This is a genomic window from Kribbella sp. NPDC006257, assembly GCF_040613535.1.
GTDB lineage: Bacteria > Actinomycetota > Actinomycetes > Propionibacteriales > Kribbellaceae > Kribbella.
The window spans coordinates 272,801-289,487 of the sequence record NZ_JBEXSJ010000002.1 but is presented as its reverse complement, the minus strand read 5'-3'; the positions used below and the strand labels follow the sequence as shown (position 1 = coordinate 289,487).

The following is a 16,687-nucleotide window of genomic DNA, read 5'->3' as shown; positions in this document are numbered from 1 at the left end:
GAGTCATGCCGCTTCCGGAGCAACACCTGCAGACAGCTCTCGACTCGATGATTGCCGCCGGTGCGGCCGGAGTGCTCGCGCAGTACCGCGACGGTGATCAGGTCTGGAACGGCGCCAGTGGCGTCGCTCAACTCGACAGTCCGGCGCCCGTCGATCCCACGGGGTCGTTCCGCGCAGGCAGCATCACCAAGACGTTTACCGCGACCGTCGTGTTGCAGTTGGCCAAGGAGGGCGTCCTCGATCTCGCCGACAGCGTTGAGCGCTGGTTGCCGGGCACGGTGCCGGATGGCGACAAGATCACGCTGCTCCAGTTGCTCAACCACACGAGCGGGCTCTACAACTACACGAACGACCTGCCGGATTACGCCGGCCTCGTCCGTGAGCGCTTCCTGCATCGGGAGCCGATGGAGGCGATCTCGACAGCAAACTCGCACGAGCCGCTGTTCGCACCCGGCGACGGGTGGTCGTACTCCAACACCAACTACATCCTGTTGGGTCTGGTGATCGAAGCCGCCACCGGCAACAGCTACGCAGGAGAGGTCGACAAGGGCATCCTGAGCCGACTTGGACTGCGCCAGACGTACGTCTCCGGCGACGACACGACGATGCCGGAACCACATGCTCACGGCTACCTGCCGGTGGACGGCGAGCTGGTGGACATGGCAGAACTCAACGCCACCCAGGCCTGGGCGGCAGGGGCCTTGGTCTCGACAGCTGCCGACCTCAACCGCTTCTACGCGGCCCTGCTGACCGGAGAGCTAGTCGATCCGCGTGAACTCCGGACGACCGTGCCCACGGATGCAGACAACCATCAGTACGGACTGGGCATCAGTCGGTTGAGCCTGCCCGGATTGGAAGTCTGGGGTCACAGCGGTGGCATCCACGGCTACGCCACCTGGAGCTACCACTCGGCCGACGCCGCCCGGCAGCTCACCGTCTCCCTGACCACCGCCGAAGTGGATCGGCCGGAGACCTACGACGTACTGGTCAGCCTGCTCGGTCTTTAGATCCAGCCGTGGGTGCGGGCGATGCGGGCGGCCTCGTGGCGGTTCGACGTACCGAGTTTGGCACCGGCTGAGGAGAGGTAGTTGCGGACGGTGCCGGGGGAGAGGGCGGCGCGCTGGGCGATCTCGTCGATGGGGGCGCCGTCGGCGGCGAGTTCCAGAACGTCGGCTTCGCGGGCGGTCAGCGGGTTGTCGCCGGCGCTGATGGCTTCGGCGGCGAGTTCGGGGTCGACGTACCGGCCGCCGCTGTGGATCGTCCGGATGACGTCGGCGAGGACCTCGGCCGACACCGTCTTGGGCAGGAAGCCGCGGACGCCGGCGGCCAACGCCTGCTTGAGGTGACCGGGTCGCCCGTGACCGGTGACGATCAAGCTGGCGCAGTCGGGGAGTTCGGTCCGCAGTACCTCGGCCACGCCGATCCCGCCGAGCGCACCGGTCGGCAGGCTGGGCATCTGCAGGTCGAGGACGGCGACGTCGGGCCGGTGGTGGCGGGCCATCGCGAGTGCCTCGCCGGCTGATGCGGCCTGGGCGACGACGGTCAGGTCGTCCTCCAAGGAGAGCAGGGTGGCGAGCGCAGTACGGATGAGGTTCTCGTCGTCGGCGAGCAGGAGCCGGATCATGTCGTCGGCAACTCGGCCTGGAGGAGGAACCGGCCGCCCGGCCGCGGCTCGGCGGTGAGGGTGCCGCCGACCTCGGCGAGCCGTTCGCGCAACCCGGTCAAACCATTGCCCGGGTTAAGCTTTCGCTCCGATCGCGCGCCGTCGTTCTCCATCCGCAGCAGCACGCTCTGCGCTCCGTCCGCGGTCAGCTCGATCTTGCAGCTGGTCGCGTCGCTGTGATGGATGACGTTGGTGGTCGCTTCCCGGACCACCCAGGCCAAGGCGACCTGGGTCGCGTCCGGCAGACCCGAGCCGTCGCCGATCACCCGGCAGTTGATGCCGGCAGATCGCAGTACGGACTGTGCTCCCGCCAGCTCAGAGCTCAGATCAGTACTCCGGTACGCGTCCACCACTGCGCGCATCTCCCGCAGCGACTCGTGTGCGATCCGCTGGACGGCCAGCATCTGCTCGGCCGCGCTCTCGTCACCTCGCTCCGCCAGGCGGGCTGCTAGTTCGCTCTGGACCGCGACCAGGGACAGGTTGCGGCCAAGTGTGTCGTGCAGATCGCGAGAGAACCGCAACCGCTCCTCGGCGACAGCGAGCTGGGTGGAGATCGCGCGAGAGCGATCGAGCTCCCAGCCCGTCCCGAGCATCCAGGCAGAGACCCGGCCGCTGACAATCGCAATGCCGACGCCATAGACGTAGAAGAAGGCCCCCTGTGGACCGCCGACGAGACCAGCTACGACTGCGCCCAGAACGACGAGCCCGAGCAGCGCAACCATCGGCGGAAGGGGTGACAGCGCCAGCGTCAGCATCCCGCCGAGGAGCAGAAGCGCGACACCGTGGTCAGGCAGGAGCGCCACACCGGCAACGGTCAGTGCGATCGCTGTGCCCAGCAGACGCGCGCTAGGCCCAGCGCGGTGCAGGTAGGCGTTGAGAGTGGCTCGCATCAGCATCACGCCCACCACGCCGTGAGCAGCCGACACCAGAAGGAAGAGGACAGCCCGGATCGTCGAGGTAGGCCGGCTGTCGCTGAGGACGAGCATCACTGCGATCAGAGGCGCACACGCGACTACGAAGTAGAGCGGCCAGCGCAGGCTGATGTCGAAGCGCTCGGCTCGGCTGCGCTTACTCCACCATCCCAGGACAGACGCCATGAGGTCAGCCTGTCATGTCGTCATCGCCGCGGCTCCCAGCGGAACCAGCGACGCGTCGCCAGTGCACCTAGGACGATCCATGCAAGCAGTGTCAACACACTCGGTACTGCGGGCGCCAGGCTGCCCGCGAAGTCCACAGTCCGGCCGTCTGTAGTGGTGCCGGACAGACCTAGTCGCAGCAGGTCCACTACTGGAGTGAGCGGGAGTAGCCGGCCTAGTAGCTCCACTGGGTGAGGCAGTTCGGTCAGTGGGACGTAGAGGCCGCTCAGAGTCAGCGGGATGACCAGCATCGGGGTGGTGGTCAGCTGAGCGAGCTCTACGGTTGGGGTCATGGCTGTGCTTGCCGCTGCCAGGAGTACGAAGACCGCAGTACCGAGGATGATCGCGGTAAGCACCAGGAGGATGTTGACCGGTAGTGGGACGCCGAACCAGATTGCCGCGGCGATCGCGGCCACGGCGATCTGAGTCCAGGCGACCGTCACTGCTGGAGCAGCGGCGCCGGCCAGGATCTCCAGGTCGGTGGGCTCGCCGGTGCGGAGGCGTTTGAGGACAAGCTCCTCTCGCCTTGCGACAAGCGCCGTCACCAAGTGGTAGTAGACAAAGAGATTCAGCGAGAGAGCAGCAACTGCAGTCACCACTGCAGCACCGATGTCGGCCCCGATCACACCGGTCAACTCCGGCGACGACCGGAGGCCGAGGACTGTCGCGATCGGCAAGGTCAGCGCGATAGCAACCGCTAGTCCGTTTCGCCGCAGCAGGAGACCTTCGGACCTCCCCAGGGCAAGAGTTCGCCGCAGCCCGGCCGTCCTTCGTCCCGCAGCGGGGGCTGCCAGGCCCCGCCGAGCGGTCACCGGCGTCATGCCGCCACCCCTGTCCTGCCGCGCGGTCGTCGGCGTCATGCCGCCACCCCTTCGTCACCGGACTCGGCGATCGCGAGGAACGCCTCCTCGAGCGAGGCGGGCCGGGCGGTCAGATCGTGCAGCTTGACGCCTTGGTCGCCGGCCCAGCGCAGTACGGATTCGAGGGTCTGCTGGAGATCCTCGGTGGTGAGGACGGCCCGGCTGCCGTCGACGGTGATGGTCGCGTCGGTGAGCTGGGGGAGCGGCGTACCGGTCGGCAGGCTGAAGGTGATCCGGGCCGGACTGGTGGCCGCGATCTCGGCCGGCGTACCGAGGGCGACGACGCGGCCGTGATGCAGGATCGCCAGCCGGTCGGCGAGTTCGGCGGCCTCGGCCAGGTAGTGAGTGGTCAGCAGGATGGTGGTGCCGGCGGCGAGCAGCTGGTCGATCAGCTGCCAGACGTGCTGCCTGCTCTGCGGGTCGAGGCCGGCCGTGGGTTCGTCCAGGAACAGCACCTGCGGCTGACCCATGATCGCGAGCGCCAGGCCGAGCTTCTTCCGCTCGCCGCCGGACAGCTGCCGGACCCGGACCCGCTCCCGGCCGCCGAGGCGGACGAGCTCGAGGACCTCGCCGACCGGTCGCGGTCTCGACACCGTGCCGGCCCAGGTGGTCGCCGTCTCGCCGACGGTCAGGTCCATCGGAAAGCCCGCGTCCTGGAGCAGGATGCCGACCCGCGACCGGACGAATCGCCTGTCCTGCAAGGGATCCCGGCCCAGCACCCGGACCGTTCCGGAGGTCGGCGTGGCGAGCCCCTCGAGCACCTCCAGGGTCGAGGTCTTACCGGCCCCGTTGGTGCCGAGCAACGCAAACAGCTCACCCCGGCGAATCGCAAGGTCGACCCCGCGCACCGCCTCGAACCCGCGCCTACCGCCGTACCGACGGGTCAGCCGCTCCGCCCTGATCACCGCAGATTCGTCCATACGGCTCAGCTTGCGTGCACGTCGCCCGCTCGCCCCATGAACCCATCACCACTACTGGTGACAAATGTCAGTTTGCGAGGCTTGATCAGCTGATTTCGATGGAGTCACCGGGGGTGAGGGCTAGGTAGGGTTTGCCGCCTTGGCCGCCGACCCAGCGTTCGCCCATGGTGAGGCCGATCTCGCTCAGTAGGGCGTCGTGGATGCCGATGGTTTGCTGGGCCGCTACCTCGCGGACGTAGGAGACGGCGCCGGGGAGGGTGAACCAGGGGCCGGAGATCGGGACCAGGTTGGTGTGCACCTCGCGGTCGGGCTTGGTGAAGGAGTCGCCGGGGTGGTAGACGGCGTCCTCGATCAGGTAGCCGACGTTCTGGCACGGAACGCCCAGCTCCGGCAGGATGATCGCGTGGTCGTTGCCATAGGCACTGATCTGGAAACCGGCCGCCTCGAACGACTCGCCGCCCTTGACGACGGTGATCCGGTCGGCCAGTTCGGGACCCAGTTCGGCGGCGACACCGGCGTTCGTCCAGATCGGCAGTCCGGAAGCCTTCACCCGATCGGCGTCCAGGTGGTCGAAGTGCTCGTGCGTCACCAGGATGGCGTCCACGCCGTCGAACACTTCGTCCTCGGCCCAGATCCCCGGGTCGACCAGCAACTCCTTGCCGTCCTTGGACAGCCGGACACAAGCGTGCTTGTACTTCGTGAGCTTCACAGTTCTTCTCTCATCAGAAGCGCTTTCATTCTCCTAGTGCATCTCGCATCGGAACCAGCTTGGCGATCGTTTCGGCCAGTTCGGCCTCGGGGTCGGAGCCGGCCACGATGCCGGCGCCGGCGAAGATCCGCATCCGGGTCGGGTCGTCCGGGTCCGCCTGGCCGCAGCGCAGCGCGATACACCATTCGCCGTCGCCGCCGGCATCCATCCAGCCGACCGGTCCGGAGAACCGGCCGCGCGACATCCCCTCGATCTCGCCGATCAGCTCGCGCGCCGTACCGGTCGGCGTACCGCAGATCGCGGCCGACGGATGCAGTGCCGCGGCCAGCCCGAGTGCGGAGGCTCCGTTCGCGGCCACACCGGCGACGTCCGACGCGAGATGCATCACATTCGGCAGGTGCAGAACGAACGGGGTCTCGGGCACGTTCATCGACTTGCAGTGCGGCTTCAGGGCATCGGCCACCGACCGTACGGCGTACTCGTGCTCCTCGAGATCCTTGCTCGACCGAGCCAATGACGCGGCCAACGCCAGGTCGTGGGCGTCGTCCCCGGTACGCCGGATGGTGCCGGCCAGGACGCGCGAGGTGATCAGCCCCTTCTCGCGGCGGACCAGGAGCTCCGGGGTCGCGCCGATCAGCCCGTCGACGGAGAACGTCCAGCAGTTCGGGTACGCCGAGGCGAGCCGACGCAACGGCCAGCGCAGGTCGATCGGCTTCTCGGCGATCGCGATCAGGTCGCGCGCCAGCACCACCTTGTCGAGTGCGCCGCCGGTGATCCGGGTCACCGCGTCGGCCACGATCCCGGACCACTCGGTGCCGGAGCGTGACCCGTCGGCGAAGGCGACCTGGCCGACCGGGTCGGGTTCGTAGGTGGTCAGTGCAGGTGGTGCGGCCAAGGAGCTGGCCGGTGAGATGGTCGTCACCCAGGTGGTGCCGCCGCGCCGCCCGACGATCACCTCGGGGACGACGAGCTCGCTGGGATCTTCATCGGTGAAGCCGAAAGAACCGAAGCAGAGCAGGCCCGAACCCGGTACGCCGACCTCGTCGCGGATCACCGCATGGCCGACCAGCTCCTGCCACCAGGACTGCGCCTGGCCGAACCGGTTGCCACCGGCAACGTCCAGTTGGGCCGCCACCCCCCAGCCGACGTGACCGTCGCCGCGGCGTACCCAGGCCAGGCCACCGTCGTCGGGCAGGTGGTCCAGCAAGCGCTCGGCGACGCCGACGGCGGGCTGGCTACGGACCACCAGGTGCGGTGCCGGTTGATGGCCGGGTGGAACCGGGTCAGACAGACTCACCGCAACACTCCTCGCTCGCGCTCCGGCCCCGGGTCGCAGTAGCCGGCCGACTCATCAGTGATGCACTCACGAGATGCAAGCGTATGCCTCCCGTATGTCCAGCGAATTTCACCGCCTGTCGCGGCCGTGATCAACTAGACAAGTGAACCGCGCAGACCTCACGAAACAACCGGAAGCCGTTGCCGCGATGTTCGACAACGTGGCCGAGGGCTACGACCGGACGAACGCAGTGGCCACGATGGGGCTGGAGAAGGCCTACTGGCGGCCGCAGACGCTGGCCGAGATCGCGCCGCGCAAGGGGATGAAGATCCTCGACCTGGCCGCCGGCACGGGTGCGTCGAGTGTGAAGCTGCGTGAAGCCGGCGCCGAGGTGGTGTCCTGCGACTTCTCGGTCGGGATGCTCCGGGTCGGCAAGCGCCGGTATCCCGAACTCGACCTGATCGCCGGTGACGCGCTGCGGCTGCCGTTCGCGGACGAGACGTTCGACGTGGTGACGATCTCGTGGGCGCTGCGGAACGTGAACGACGTCACGGTGGCGCTGAAGGAGATGCTCCGGGTGACCAAGCCGGGCGGCCGGCTGGTGGTGCTGGAGAACTCGCACCCGACCTGGAAGCCGTTCCGGGTGGCCTACCTGGAGTACATGATGCGCGCGGTTCCGGTGGTCGCGAAGGCGGTCTCCACGAACCCGGACGCCTACGTCTACCTGGCCGAATCCGTCCGCGCCTGGCCTGCCCAGGCCCCGCTCGCCGACACGATCGCCGCCTCCGGCTGGACCCACGTCCAATGGCGCAACCTGACCGGCGGCCTGGTAGCCATCCACCGCGCCACGAAGCCGGTCGAACAGACCACCTGAGTCACTGGTCCGCACTACCGGGAAGGTCGAATTACGCAAGGAGAAAGGCACGTAAATCGACTGTGGGTAAGGCGTTCAGGGCCGGTTTCGTGTCCGAGTCAGGCAGTCCTAGACTGTCGGATGATCAGGCCTCGTGAATCCCTTCACGAGTAAGCAGCCCCCAACTTCAGGCCGGGATGAGATGAGTCAGAGCGCCACGCCACGGCAGGCCGAGACCGCGGATGTGATCGTCGTCGGTGCCGGGCCGGCCGGCTCGTCGGCCGCCTACCATCTGGCCAACGCGGGACTCGACGTCCTGCTGCTGGAGAAGACCGCGTTCCCGCGCGAGAAGGTCTGCGGCGACGGGCTCACCCCGCGCGGCACCAAGCAGCTGATCAACATGGGCATCGACATCTCGCCCGAGGCCGGCTGGATCCAGAACTACGGCCTGCGGATCCGCGGCGCCGGGCACACCCTGCAGCTGGACTGGCCGGACCTGGCGAGCCACCCGAACTACGGGCTGACCCGCAACCGGATGGACTTCGACGACCTGCTCGCCCGGCAGGCGGTCAAGGCCGGCGCCCGGTTGCGCGAGCGCACCAACGTGGTCGGCCCGGTGCTGGACGACAAGGGCTTCATCGTCGGCGTCACCGCCAAGCCGGTCGACGACAACGGCCGCCGCGACGGCGACGACATCGAGTTCCGCGCCCCGCTGGTGATGGCCGCCGACGGCAACTCGTCGCGGCTCAGCGTCTCGATGGGGCTGCACAAGCGCGACGACCGGCCGATGGGCGTCGCCGTACGGACGTACTTCACCAGCCCGCGGCACGACGACGACTACCTCGAGTCGTGGCTGGAGCTGTGGGCGGACGACCCGCAGCACCCGGGCCAGCGCCAGTTGCTGCCCGGCTACGGCTGGATCTTCGGGATGGGCGACGGCACCGTCAACGTCGGCCTCGGCATCCTGAACACCTCGGACGCCTTCGGCAAGGTGGACTACTCGGACCTGCTCAAGCAGTGGCTGAAGAACACGCCGGAGGAATGGCAGTTCCGCGACGAGTTCCAGACCATCCCGATCCGCGGGGCGGCGCTGCCGATGGGCTTCAACCGGCAGCCGCACTACACCCGCGGCCTGATGCTGCTCGGTGACGCGGGCGGCATGGTCAACCCGTTCAACGGCGAGGGCATCCCGTACGCGATGGAGTCCGGGTCGTTCGCCGCGGAGGTCGCCGCCCAGGCGCTGCACCGGCAGCCGAGCCAGCGGGAGCGCGCGCTGTCGGCGTACCCGAAGGCGCTCAAGCAGGAGTACGGCGGCTACTACACACTCGGCCGGGTCTTCGTGAAGCTGATCGGAAATCCGGAGGTGATGCGGCTCTGCACGAAGTACGGTCTGCCGCGCACCACCTTGATGAAGTTCACCCTGAAACTCCTGGCCAACCTCACCGATCCGCGCGACGGCGACGTGATGGACAAGATCATCAACGGGCTCACCAAGGTTGCCCCCGCCGCCTGAAACCGGCGGGGCGAGTGACGTGAGCCACAGCGTTACTGATAACACAGTGCAGGCGAACCAAACATCCAGCAGCAGGTCCATAGCCGGCAGTACGGACGCAAGTAAGGAGGGAGCAGCAGCCGATGCACCCTTACGTACCGATCCTGATTCTCGGGATTCTCGCGACGATCTTCGTGGCGGGAACCCTGGTGACGAGCTTCCTGGTCGGCCCGAAGCGGTACAACCGGGCCAAGCTCGACAGCTACGAGTGCGGGATCGAGCCGACCCCGCAGCCGGTGGGTGGCGGGCGGTTCCCGGTGAAGTACTACATCACCGCGATGCTCTTCATCGTGTTCGACATCGAGATCATCTTCCTCTACCCGTGGGCGGTCGCCTTCGACCAGATGGCGCTGTTCGGGTTGGTCGAGATGGTCATCTTCATCGCAACCGTCTTCGTCGCGTACGCCTACGTGTGGCGCCGCGGCGGACTGGAGTGGGACTGACCTATGGGTGTTGAGGAACAACTTCCGGCCGGCGTACTGCTGACGACCATCGAGGGTCTGTCGGGATACATGCGCAAGGCATCGTTGTGGCCGGCAACCTTCGGGCTGGCCTGCTGCGCGATCGAGATGATGACCACGGGCGCGCCCCGGTACGACGCGGCGCGGTTCGGCATGGAGGTCTTCCGGGCCTCGCCGCGACAGGCCGACCTGATGATCGTGGCCGGCCGGGTGAGCCAGAAGATGGCCCCGGTGCTGCGCCAGATCTACGACCAGATGCCGAACCCGAAGTGGGTGCTGGCGATGGGTGTCTGCGCCTCGTCGGGCGGCATGTTCAACAACTACGCCATCGTGCAGGGCGTGGACCACGTCGTCCCGGTCGACATGTACCTGCCCGGCTGCCCGCCGCGGCCGGAGATGCTGCTGGACGCGTTCCTGAAGCTGCACGAGGACATCCAGAACGGCAAGCTCGGCGCGAACAAGCGGGCGCTGCAGGCCGACGAAGAGGCCACAGCCCTGACGGCCGCCCCGACCCTTGAGATGAAGGGGCTCCTTCGGTGAGTGAGCACCAACCAGAGAACCTGCCGGCGACGACGGCAGCCGGCGACGCTCAGACGCCGGCGGCCGAGGTGGTCGACCAGCGCGAGGGCATGTTCGGTGTCCGCGGCACCGGTGACACCTCCGGCTTCGGCCGGCTGCAGCGCCAGGTCGCGCTGCCGGGCGGATCGGCCAAGCCGTACGGCGGCTGGTTCGACGGCGCCACCGAGCGGCTCGAGGGACTCGTCGGCGACGGCGCGATCGAGAAGGTCGTGGTCGACCGCAACGAGCTGACCCTGCATATCGATCGCGAGCGGTTGGTGGAGGTCTGCCAGCACCTGCGCGACGACGAGGCGCTGCGATTCGAGTTCTGCTCGGGCGTCAGCGGCGTGCACTACCCGAACGAGACCGGGCGCGAGCTGCACGCGGTCTACCACCTGCTCTCGATCACCCACAACCGGCGGATCCGGCTGGAGGTGTCGGTGTCCGAGGCGGACCCGCACATCCCGTCGGTGGTCTCGGTCTACCCGGCCAACGACTGGCACGAGCGGGAGACCTGGGACTTCTTCGGCATCATCTTCGACGGGCACCCGGCACTGACCCGGATCCAGATGCCCGACGACTGGCCGGGGCACCCGCAGCGCAAGGACTACCCGCTCGGCGGCATCGACGTCGAGTACAAGGGCGCCGTCATCCCGCCGCCCGACACGCGGAGGTCTTACAACTGATGACCACGACAGATCCGTACGCCGACGCAAGAGACACCACCGAGGGCAAGGTCTTCACCGTCACCGGTCAGGACTGGGACTCGGTCGTCGCCGGCCTGGGCGACGAGCCCGAAGAGCGCATCGTCGTCAACATGGGCCCGCAGCACCCGTCCACGCACGGCGTGCTGCGGCTGATTCTCGAGATCGAGGGTGAGACGGTCACCGAGGCCCGCTGCGGCATCGGCTACCTGCACACCGGGATCGAGAAGAACATGGAGTTCCGCTCCTGGACCCAGGGCGTCACCTTCGTCACCCGGATGGACTACCTGTCGCCGTTCTACAACGAGACGGCGTACTGCCTCGCGGTCGAGCGGCTGCTCGGCATCGAGGACCAGATCCCGGAGAAGGCGAACGTGATGCGGGTGCTCCTGATGGAGCTGAACCGCATCTCCAGCCACCTGGTCTGCATCGCCACCGGCGGGATGGAGATCGGCGCGCTGACCGTGATGACGATCGGGTTCCGCGAGCGTGAGATGACGCTGGACCTGTTCGAGCTGATCACCGGCCTGCGGATGAACCACGCGTTCATCCGGCCCGGCGGTGTCGCCCAGGACCTGCCGGCCGGTGCGCTGGACAAGATCCGGGAGTACATCACCTGGATGAACAAGCACCTGCCGGAGTACGCCGAACTCTGCAACGCGAACCCGATCTTCAAGGCCCGCCTGCAGGACGTCGGCTACCTCGACCTGACCGGGTGCATGGCGCTGGGCATCTCCGGCCCGCCGCTGCGGGCGACCGGGTACGGCCTGGACCTGCGCAAGACCCAGCCGTACTGCGGGTACGAGACCTACGACTTCGACGTACCGACCTGGGACACCGCCGACTCGTACGGCCGCTTCCGGGTCCGGCTGCAGGAGATGCACGAGTCGCTGAAGATCGTCGAGCAGTGCGCCGACCGCCTCGCCAAGATGGAGGGCGAGCCGGTGATGGTGGCCGACAAGAAGATCGGCTGGCCGAGCCAGCTGGCCGTCGGCAACGACGGGATGGGCAACTCCCTCGACCACATCAAGCACATCATGGGCGAGTCGATGGAAGCGCTGATCCATCACTTCAAGCTGGTCACCGAGGGCTTCCGGGTGCCGGCCGGCCAGGCCTACGTGGCGATCGAGTCGCCGCGCGGCGAGCTCGGCTGCCACCTGGTCTCCGACGGCGGCACCAAGCCGTACCGGGCGCACTTCCGTGACCCGTCCTTCTGCAACCTGCAGGCGATGCCGATCCTGTGTGAGGGTTCACAGGTCGCCGACGTGATCGTCGCCGTCGCCAGCCTTGACCCGGTGATGGGTGGAGTGGACCGCTAAATGGCCGAGAACCACACGACTGCGACGAACAAGACCGTGCCGTACAGCACGGGCGACTCGAAGATCACCGAGACGACGATCGCCGAGATGCGCGAGCTGGCCGGCCGCTACCCGGTCGGCCGCTCGGCCCTGCTGCCGATGCTGCACCTGGTGCAGTCGGTCGAGGGCCGGGTCACCCCAGAGGGCATCGAGGCCTGCGCCGACGTGCTCGGGCTGACCGGTGCCGAGGTGTCGGCGGTGGCGACCTTCTACACGATGTACAAGCGCCGCCCGGTCGGCGACTACCACGTCGGGGTCTGCACCAACACGCTCTGCGCGGTGATGGGCGGCGACCTGATCTTCGAGCGGCTGAAGAGCCACCTCGACGTCGGGAACGACGAGACCACCGAGGACGGCAAGATCACCCTCGAGCACCTCGAGTGCAACGCCGCCTGCGACTACGCGCCGGTGATGATGGTGAACTGGGAGTTCTTCGACGACATGACGCCGGAGTCGGCGACCCAGCTGGTCGACGACCTGCGCGACGGCACCGAGGTGAAGTCCCCGCGCGGCGCCACCATCTGCACCTGGCGCGAAGCCGAGCGGGTGCTGGCCGGCTTCCCCGACGGCCGTGCCGACGAGGGCCCGACCGGCGGCAAGGCCTCTCTGGCCGGCCTCCGGCTGGCCCGCGAACGCAACTGGACCGCACCGGCCTCGAACCACAGTGGCGGTACACCGTCGCTCGGCGACGTTCCGGGTCCGCGGCCCAGCGACCAGCCGGGCACCGAATCCGGCACCGGTTCGCCGGCCATCCCCGACTCGCGGAAAGAGGACTGATCACCGTGCTGACTCCGGTGCTCTCCGACAACTGGGACCAGATCCGTGCGTGGACGCTGGCGTCGTACCAGCGGTCCGGTGGCTACGAGGCGCTGAAGACCGCGCTGCGGATGCAGCCGGCCGACGTCGTCACCGCGGTGAAGGACTCCGGTCTGCGCGGCCGTGGCGGCGCGGGCTTCCCGACCGGGATGAAGTGGTCCTTCATCCCGCAGGACAACCCGAAGCCGAAGTACCTCGTGGTGAACGCCGACGAGTCCGAGCCGGGCACCTGCAAGGACATCCCGCTCATGCTGGCCTCGCCGCACACCCTGGTCGAAGGCGTCATCATCGCGTCCTACGCGATCCGGGCGTCGACGGCCTTCATCTACGTCCGCGGTGAGGTGCTGCACGTCGTACGCCGGTTGCAGCAGGCGGTCCAGGAAGCCAAGGACGCCGGCTTCATCGGCACCGACATCCTCGGCACCGGCTACGACCTCGACGTGGTCGTGCACGCCGGCGCCGGCGCGTATATCTGTGGCGAGGAGACGGCACTGCTCGACTCGCTCGAAGGTCGTCGCGGTCAACCCCGGCTGCGTCCTCCGTTCCCGGCGGTGGCGGGCCTCTACGGCTGCCCCACTGTGATCAACAACGTCGAGTCGATCGCCTCTGTTCCCGCGATCATCAAGAACGGCGCGGACTGGTTCGGCTCGATGGGCACCGAGAAGTCCAAGGGCATGACGCTGTACTCGCTGTCCGGCCACGTCACCCGGCCGGGCCAGTACGAGGCGCCGCTCGGCATCACGCTGCGCCAGCTGCTCGACCTGGCCGGCGGGGTCCGCGAGGGCCACACGCTGAAGTTCTGGACCCCGGGTGGTTCGTCGACGCCGCTGCTGACGGCCGAGCACCTCGACGTACCGCTGGACTACGAGGGCGTCGGCGCGGCCGGCTCGATGCTCGGCACCAAGGCGCTGCAGATCTTCGACGAGACCACCTGCGTTGTCCGGTCGGTGCTGCGCTGGACCGAGTTCTACAAGCACGAGTCCTGCGGCAAGTGCACGCCGTGCCGCGAGGGCACCTGGTGGCTGGTCCAGATCCTGGAGCGGCTGGAGGCCGGCAAGGGCAGCGAGGAAGACCTCGACACCCTGCTCGACCTGAGCGACAACATCACCGGCCGGTCGTTCTGCGCCCTGGCCGACGGTGCGACCGCGCCGATCACCAGCTCGATCCAGCACTTCAAGGACGAGTACCTGGCCCACTTCGAGAACGGCGCCTGCCCCTTCGATCCGATGGCGTCGACTCTCTTCGCGACCGCTGGAGCAAGCGCATGACGATCCAAGCGAACCCTCCGGCCGGCGAGGTCGAGAAGGTCGACCTGATCACGGTCACCATCGACGACATCGAGGTGAAGGTTCCGAAGAACACCCTGCTGATCCGGGCGGCGGAGCAGATCGGGATCCAGATCCCGCGGTTCTGCGACCACCCGCTGCTCGACCCGGTCGGTGCCTGCCGGCAGTGTCTGGTGGAGATCACCGACGCCGGGAACGGCCGGGGAATGCCGAAGCCGCAGGCCTCCTGCACGATCACCGTCGCCGACGGCATGGTGGTCCGGACCCAGGTGACCTCGCCGGTCGCGGACAAGGCTCAGCACGGGATCATGGAATTCCTGCTGATCAACCACCCCCTGGACTGCCCGGTCTGCGACAAGGGTGGCGAGTGCCCGCTGCAGAACCAGGCGATGACCAACGGCGCCGGTGAGAGCCGCTTCGATGCGGTCAAGCGGACCTTCCCGAAGCCGATCAACATCTCCGCCGAGGTGCTGCTGGACCGCGAGCGCTGCGTGCTCTGCGCCCGCTGCACCCGGTTCTCCGAGCAGATCGCCGGTGACCCGTTCATCGCGCTGATCGAGCGCGGTGCGCTGCAGCAGGTCGGCATCTACGAGAAGGAGCCGTTCGAGAGCTACTTCTCCGGCAACGCGATCCAGATCTGCCCGGTCGGCGCGCTGACCAGCGCGGCGTACCGGTTCCGCTCGCGGCCGTTCGACCTGGTCTCGGTGCCGTCGATCGCCGAGCACGACGCCTCCGGCTCGGCGATCCGGGTGGACTACCGGCGCGGCAAGGTGATGCGCCGGCTGGCCGGCGACGACGCCGAGGTGAACGAGGAGTGGATCTCCGACCGGGACCGGTTCGCGTTCAACTACGCGACCACCGGCGACCGGCTGACCCACCCGCTGATCCGTGAGGACGGCGAGCTCCGGCCGGCGTCCTGGCCCGAGGCGCTGACCTTCGCGGCCGGCAAGCTGACGGCCGCCCGCGGCAACGCCGCCGTACTGACCGGTGGCCGGCTGACGCTCGAGGACTCCTACGCGTACTCGAAGTTCGCCCGGGTCGCCCTCGGCACCAACGACATCGACTTCCGGGCCCGGCCGCACTCCGACGAGGAGGCCGACTTCCTGGCCGCCGCCGTCGCGGGCACCGGCCTCGGGACGACGTTCGCCGATCTCGAGCGGGCCGGTTCGGTGCTGCTGGTCGGCTTCGAGCCGGAAGAGGAGTCGCCGGCGGTCTTCCTGCGTCTGCGCAAGGGCGTCCGGAACACCGGCACCAAGGTCTTCGCGCTCGCGTCCTTCGCGTCGCGCGGTGTCGAGAAGCTCGACGGCGTGGTCGTGCAGGCCGCACCGGGCACCGAGGCCGCCGTCCTGACGGACCTCGGGAACGCGGGCGAGGCCGGAGCCGCGGCGCGCGGCGCCCTCGGAGCCGACTCGATCATCATCGTGGGCGAGCGCCTGGCCACCGTGCCGGGCGCGTACTCCGCGGCGCTGCGACTCGCGCTGGACTCGGGCGCCCAGCTGGTCTGGATCCCGCGGCGCGCGGGCGACCGGGGTGCACTCGAGGCCGGTTGCCTTCCGGGTCTGCTGCCGGGCGGTCGCCTGTCGGCCGACGCGGCGGCGCGGGTCGACCTGCAAGCTGCCTGGGGCGTCGAGAATCTGCCGACCGGTGTCGGCCGGGACACGAGCGAGATCCTCGCCGCGGCCGGTTCGCTGCAGGCGTTGGTGATCGCGGGTGTCGAGATCGACGACCTGCCGGACCCGGCGGCGGCACTGGCCGCCCTCGAAGCAGCGCCGTTCGTGGTCAGCTTCGAGGTCCGTAGCTCGCAGGTCACCGAGCACGCCGACGTCGTCTTCCCGGTCGTACCGCCGGCGGAGAAGGACGGCACGTTCGTCAACTGGGAGGGCCGCGAGCGGCACTTCCCCGTTGTGCTCAAGGTGCCGGTCGCGATGCCCGACGTCCGGGCGCTGGCCGCGCTGGCGCAGGAGATGGACGCGCCGCTGGGGTTCAGCACTCCGGCCGGGGCGAAGAAGGAGTTCGACGAGCTCGGCCGCTGGGACGGCGACCGGGCCAGCGAACCGACGTACACCGCGGGCCCGGCGCTCGGCGCGTTCGACTCGACCCGGCTCGCCACCTGGCGGATGCTGATCGACGACAGCCGCAGCAACGACGGCGAACCGCACCTGGTCGCCACCGCGCGCAAGCCGGTGGCCCGGATCTCGCTGACCACCGCCCACCGGGTCGGGGTCAGCGATGGTGACGAACTGGTGGTCTCCACCGATGCCGGCTCGATCCGGCTGCCGGTGCTGATCACCGCGATGGCCGACAACGTGGTCTGGCTGCCGACGAACTCGGCCGACAGTCACGTCCGCCGGTCGTTGCACGCCGACCATGGCTCGATCGTGACGATCGCCGGAGGGAACGCATGAGTCTCATCCCCCTTGCAGCGCCGGCCGACGCCGGCGTCGGGCCCGAGCCCCGGGGGGGGGGGGGGCTGGAGGGGCTGGTGGTGGTGGTCTTCTTGGTGGTGGGGTGGCGTGTGTTGGTCTGTTGGGTGTC

At 68.4% G+C, this 16,687-nt stretch carries 16 protein-coding genes; 10 read left to right on the top strand and 6 right to left on the bottom strand.

Annotated elements, in window-relative coordinates; translation table 11 throughout:
• Positions 1-5 precede the first annotated feature (5 nt).
• Positions 6-1,007, top strand: a complete 1,002-nt coding sequence (locus tag ABZ004_RS03660; protein ID WP_355678183.1) for a serine hydrolase domain-containing protein — start codon at positions 6-8, stop codon at positions 1,005-1,007.
• Here ABZ004_RS03660 and ABZ004_RS03655 read toward each other — a convergent pair.
• From ABZ004_RS03655 to ABZ004_RS03630, 6 genes are all read right to left on the bottom strand, one after another.
• Positions 1,004-1,624, bottom strand: a complete 621-nt coding sequence (locus tag ABZ004_RS03655) for a response regulator transcription factor (protein ID WP_355678182.1) — start codon at positions 1,622-1,624, stop codon at positions 1,004-1,006. The genes ABZ004_RS03660 and ABZ004_RS03655 overlap by 4 nt on opposite strands.
• Entirely contained in the window at positions 1,621-2,760 is a 1,140-nt protein-coding gene (locus ABZ004_RS03650) for a histidine kinase (RefSeq protein WP_355678181.1), read from the bottom strand. The genes ABZ004_RS03655 and ABZ004_RS03650 overlap by 4 nt, the downstream gene beginning before the upstream one ends.
• Positions 2,761-2,780: 20 nt before the next feature.
• Positions 2,781-3,659, bottom strand: a complete 879-nt coding sequence (locus ABZ004_RS03645; protein ID WP_355678180.1) for an ABC transporter permease — start codon at positions 3,657-3,659, stop codon at positions 2,781-2,783.
• Positions 3,656-4,579, bottom strand: coding sequence for an ABC transporter ATP-binding protein (locus ABZ004_RS03640; RefSeq protein ID WP_355678179.1), 924 nt, complete (start codon positions 4,577-4,579; stop codon positions 3,656-3,658). The genes ABZ004_RS03645 and ABZ004_RS03640 overlap by 4 nt, the downstream gene beginning before the upstream one ends.
• A gap of 85 nt (positions 4,580-4,664) precedes the next feature.
• The gene (locus ABZ004_RS03635) at positions 4,665-5,288 is read right to left on the bottom strand and encodes an MBL fold metallo-hydrolase (RefSeq protein WP_355678178.1); all 624 of its coding nucleotides are present in this window, start codon (positions 5,286-5,288) and stop codon (positions 4,665-4,667) included.
• A 25-nt stretch (positions 5,289-5,313) separates the two neighbouring features.
• Positions 5,314-6,585: an isochorismate synthase gene (locus ABZ004_RS03630; RefSeq protein WP_355678177.1), complete on the bottom strand. Its 1,272-nt coding sequence runs from the start codon at positions 6,583-6,585 to the stop codon at positions 5,314-5,316.
• Positions 6,586-6,727: 142 nt separating this feature from the next.
• Here ABZ004_RS03630 and ABZ004_RS03625 point away from each other — a divergent pair, with 142 nt between their 5' ends.
• The 9 genes from ABZ004_RS03625 (at position 6,728) to ABZ004_RS03585 (ending at position 16,557) form a co-directional block, all read left to right on the top strand.
• The gene (locus tag ABZ004_RS03625; RefSeq protein ID WP_355678176.1) at positions 6,728-7,438 is read left to right on the top strand and encodes a demethylmenaquinone methyltransferase; all 711 of its coding nucleotides are present in this window, start codon (positions 6,728-6,730) and stop codon (positions 7,436-7,438) included.
• Between the two features lie 181 nt (positions 7,439-7,619).
• Positions 7,620-8,930: a geranylgeranyl reductase family protein gene (locus tag ABZ004_RS03620; RefSeq protein ID WP_355678175.1), complete on the top strand. Its 1,311-nt coding sequence runs from the start codon at positions 7,620-7,622 to the stop codon at positions 8,928-8,930.
• 122 nt (positions 8,931-9,052) lie between these two features.
• Positions 9,053-9,412 (top strand): NADH-quinone oxidoreductase subunit A, encoded by a 360-nt coding sequence (locus ABZ004_RS03615; protein ID WP_112248987.1) that lies wholly within the window; start codon positions 9,053-9,055, stop codon positions 9,410-9,412.
• Between the two features lie 3 nt (positions 9,413-9,415).
• Positions 9,416-9,970, top strand: a complete 555-nt coding sequence (locus ABZ004_RS03610; RefSeq protein WP_355678174.1) for an NADH-quinone oxidoreductase subunit B family protein — start codon at positions 9,416-9,418, stop codon at positions 9,968-9,970.
• On the top strand, positions 9,967-10,674 hold the full coding sequence (locus ABZ004_RS03605; protein WP_355678173.1) for an NADH-quinone oxidoreductase subunit C: 708 nt from the start codon (positions 9,967-9,969) through the stop codon (positions 10,672-10,674). The genes ABZ004_RS03610 and ABZ004_RS03605 overlap by 4 nt, the downstream gene beginning before the upstream one ends.
• On the top strand, positions 10,674-12,011 hold the full coding sequence (locus ABZ004_RS03600; RefSeq protein WP_355678172.1) for an NADH-quinone oxidoreductase subunit D: 1,338 nt from the start codon (positions 10,674-10,676) through the stop codon (positions 12,009-12,011). The genes ABZ004_RS03605 and ABZ004_RS03600 overlap by 1 nt, the downstream gene beginning before the upstream one ends.
• Positions 12,012-12,827 carry an NADH-quinone oxidoreductase subunit NuoE gene (gene nuoE / locus ABZ004_RS03595; RefSeq protein WP_355678171.1) on the top strand — a complete coding sequence of 272 codons (816 nt, stop codon included), beginning with the start codon at positions 12,012-12,014 and terminating at the stop codon, positions 12,825-12,827.
• Positions 12,824-14,134, top strand: a complete 1,311-nt coding sequence (gene nuoF / locus ABZ004_RS03590) for an NADH-quinone oxidoreductase subunit NuoF (RefSeq protein WP_355678311.1) — start codon at positions 12,824-12,826, stop codon at positions 14,132-14,134. Before nuoE ends, nuoF begins: the two co-directional genes overlap by 4 nt.
• Positions 14,131-16,557 carry an NADH-quinone oxidoreductase subunit G gene (locus ABZ004_RS03585; protein WP_355678170.1) on the top strand — a complete coding sequence of 809 codons (2,427 nt, stop codon included), beginning with the start codon at positions 14,131-14,133 and terminating at the stop codon, positions 16,555-16,557. Before nuoF ends, ABZ004_RS03585 begins: the two co-directional genes overlap by 4 nt.
• The last annotated feature ends 130 nt before the right edge of the window (positions 16,558-16,687 follow it).

Coding starts and splice junctions, on each gene's coding strand:
- ABZ004_RS03660 (WP_355678183.1), top strand. CDS start 6: ATGCCGCTTCCGGAGCAACACCTGCAGACAGCTCTCGACTCGATGATT.
- ABZ004_RS03655 (WP_355678182.1), bottom strand. CDS start 1,624: ATGATCCGGCTCCTGCTCGCCGACGACGAGAACCTCATCCGTACTGCG.
- ABZ004_RS03650 (WP_355678181.1), bottom strand. CDS start 2,760: ATGGCGTCTGTCCTGGGATGGTGGAGTAAGCGCAGCCGAGCCGAGCGC.
- ABZ004_RS03645 (WP_355678180.1), bottom strand. CDS start 3,659: ATGACGCCGACGACCGCGCGGCAGGACAGGGGTGGCGGCATGACGCCG.
- ABZ004_RS03640 (WP_355678179.1), bottom strand. CDS start 4,579: ATGGACGAATCTGCGGTGATCAGGGCGGAGCGGCTGACCCGTCGGTAC.
- ABZ004_RS03620 (WP_355678175.1), top strand. CDS start 7,620: ATGAGTCAGAGCGCCACGCCACGGCAGGCCGAGACCGCGGATGTGATC.
- ABZ004_RS03615 (WP_112248987.1), top strand. CDS start 9,053: ATGCACCCTTACGTACCGATCCTGATTCTCGGGATTCTCGCGACGATC.
- ABZ004_RS03610 (WP_355678174.1), top strand. CDS start 9,416: ATGGGTGTTGAGGAACAACTTCCGGCCGGCGTACTGCTGACGACCATC.
- ABZ004_RS03600 (WP_355678172.1), top strand. CDS start 10,674: ATGACCACGACAGATCCGTACGCCGACGCAAGAGACACCACCGAGGGC.
- nuoE (WP_355678171.1), top strand. CDS start 12,012: ATGGCCGAGAACCACACGACTGCGACGAACAAGACCGTGCCGTACAGC.
- ABZ004_RS03585 (WP_355678170.1), top strand. CDS start 14,131: ATGACGATCCAAGCGAACCCTCCGGCCGGCGAGGTCGAGAAGGTCGAC.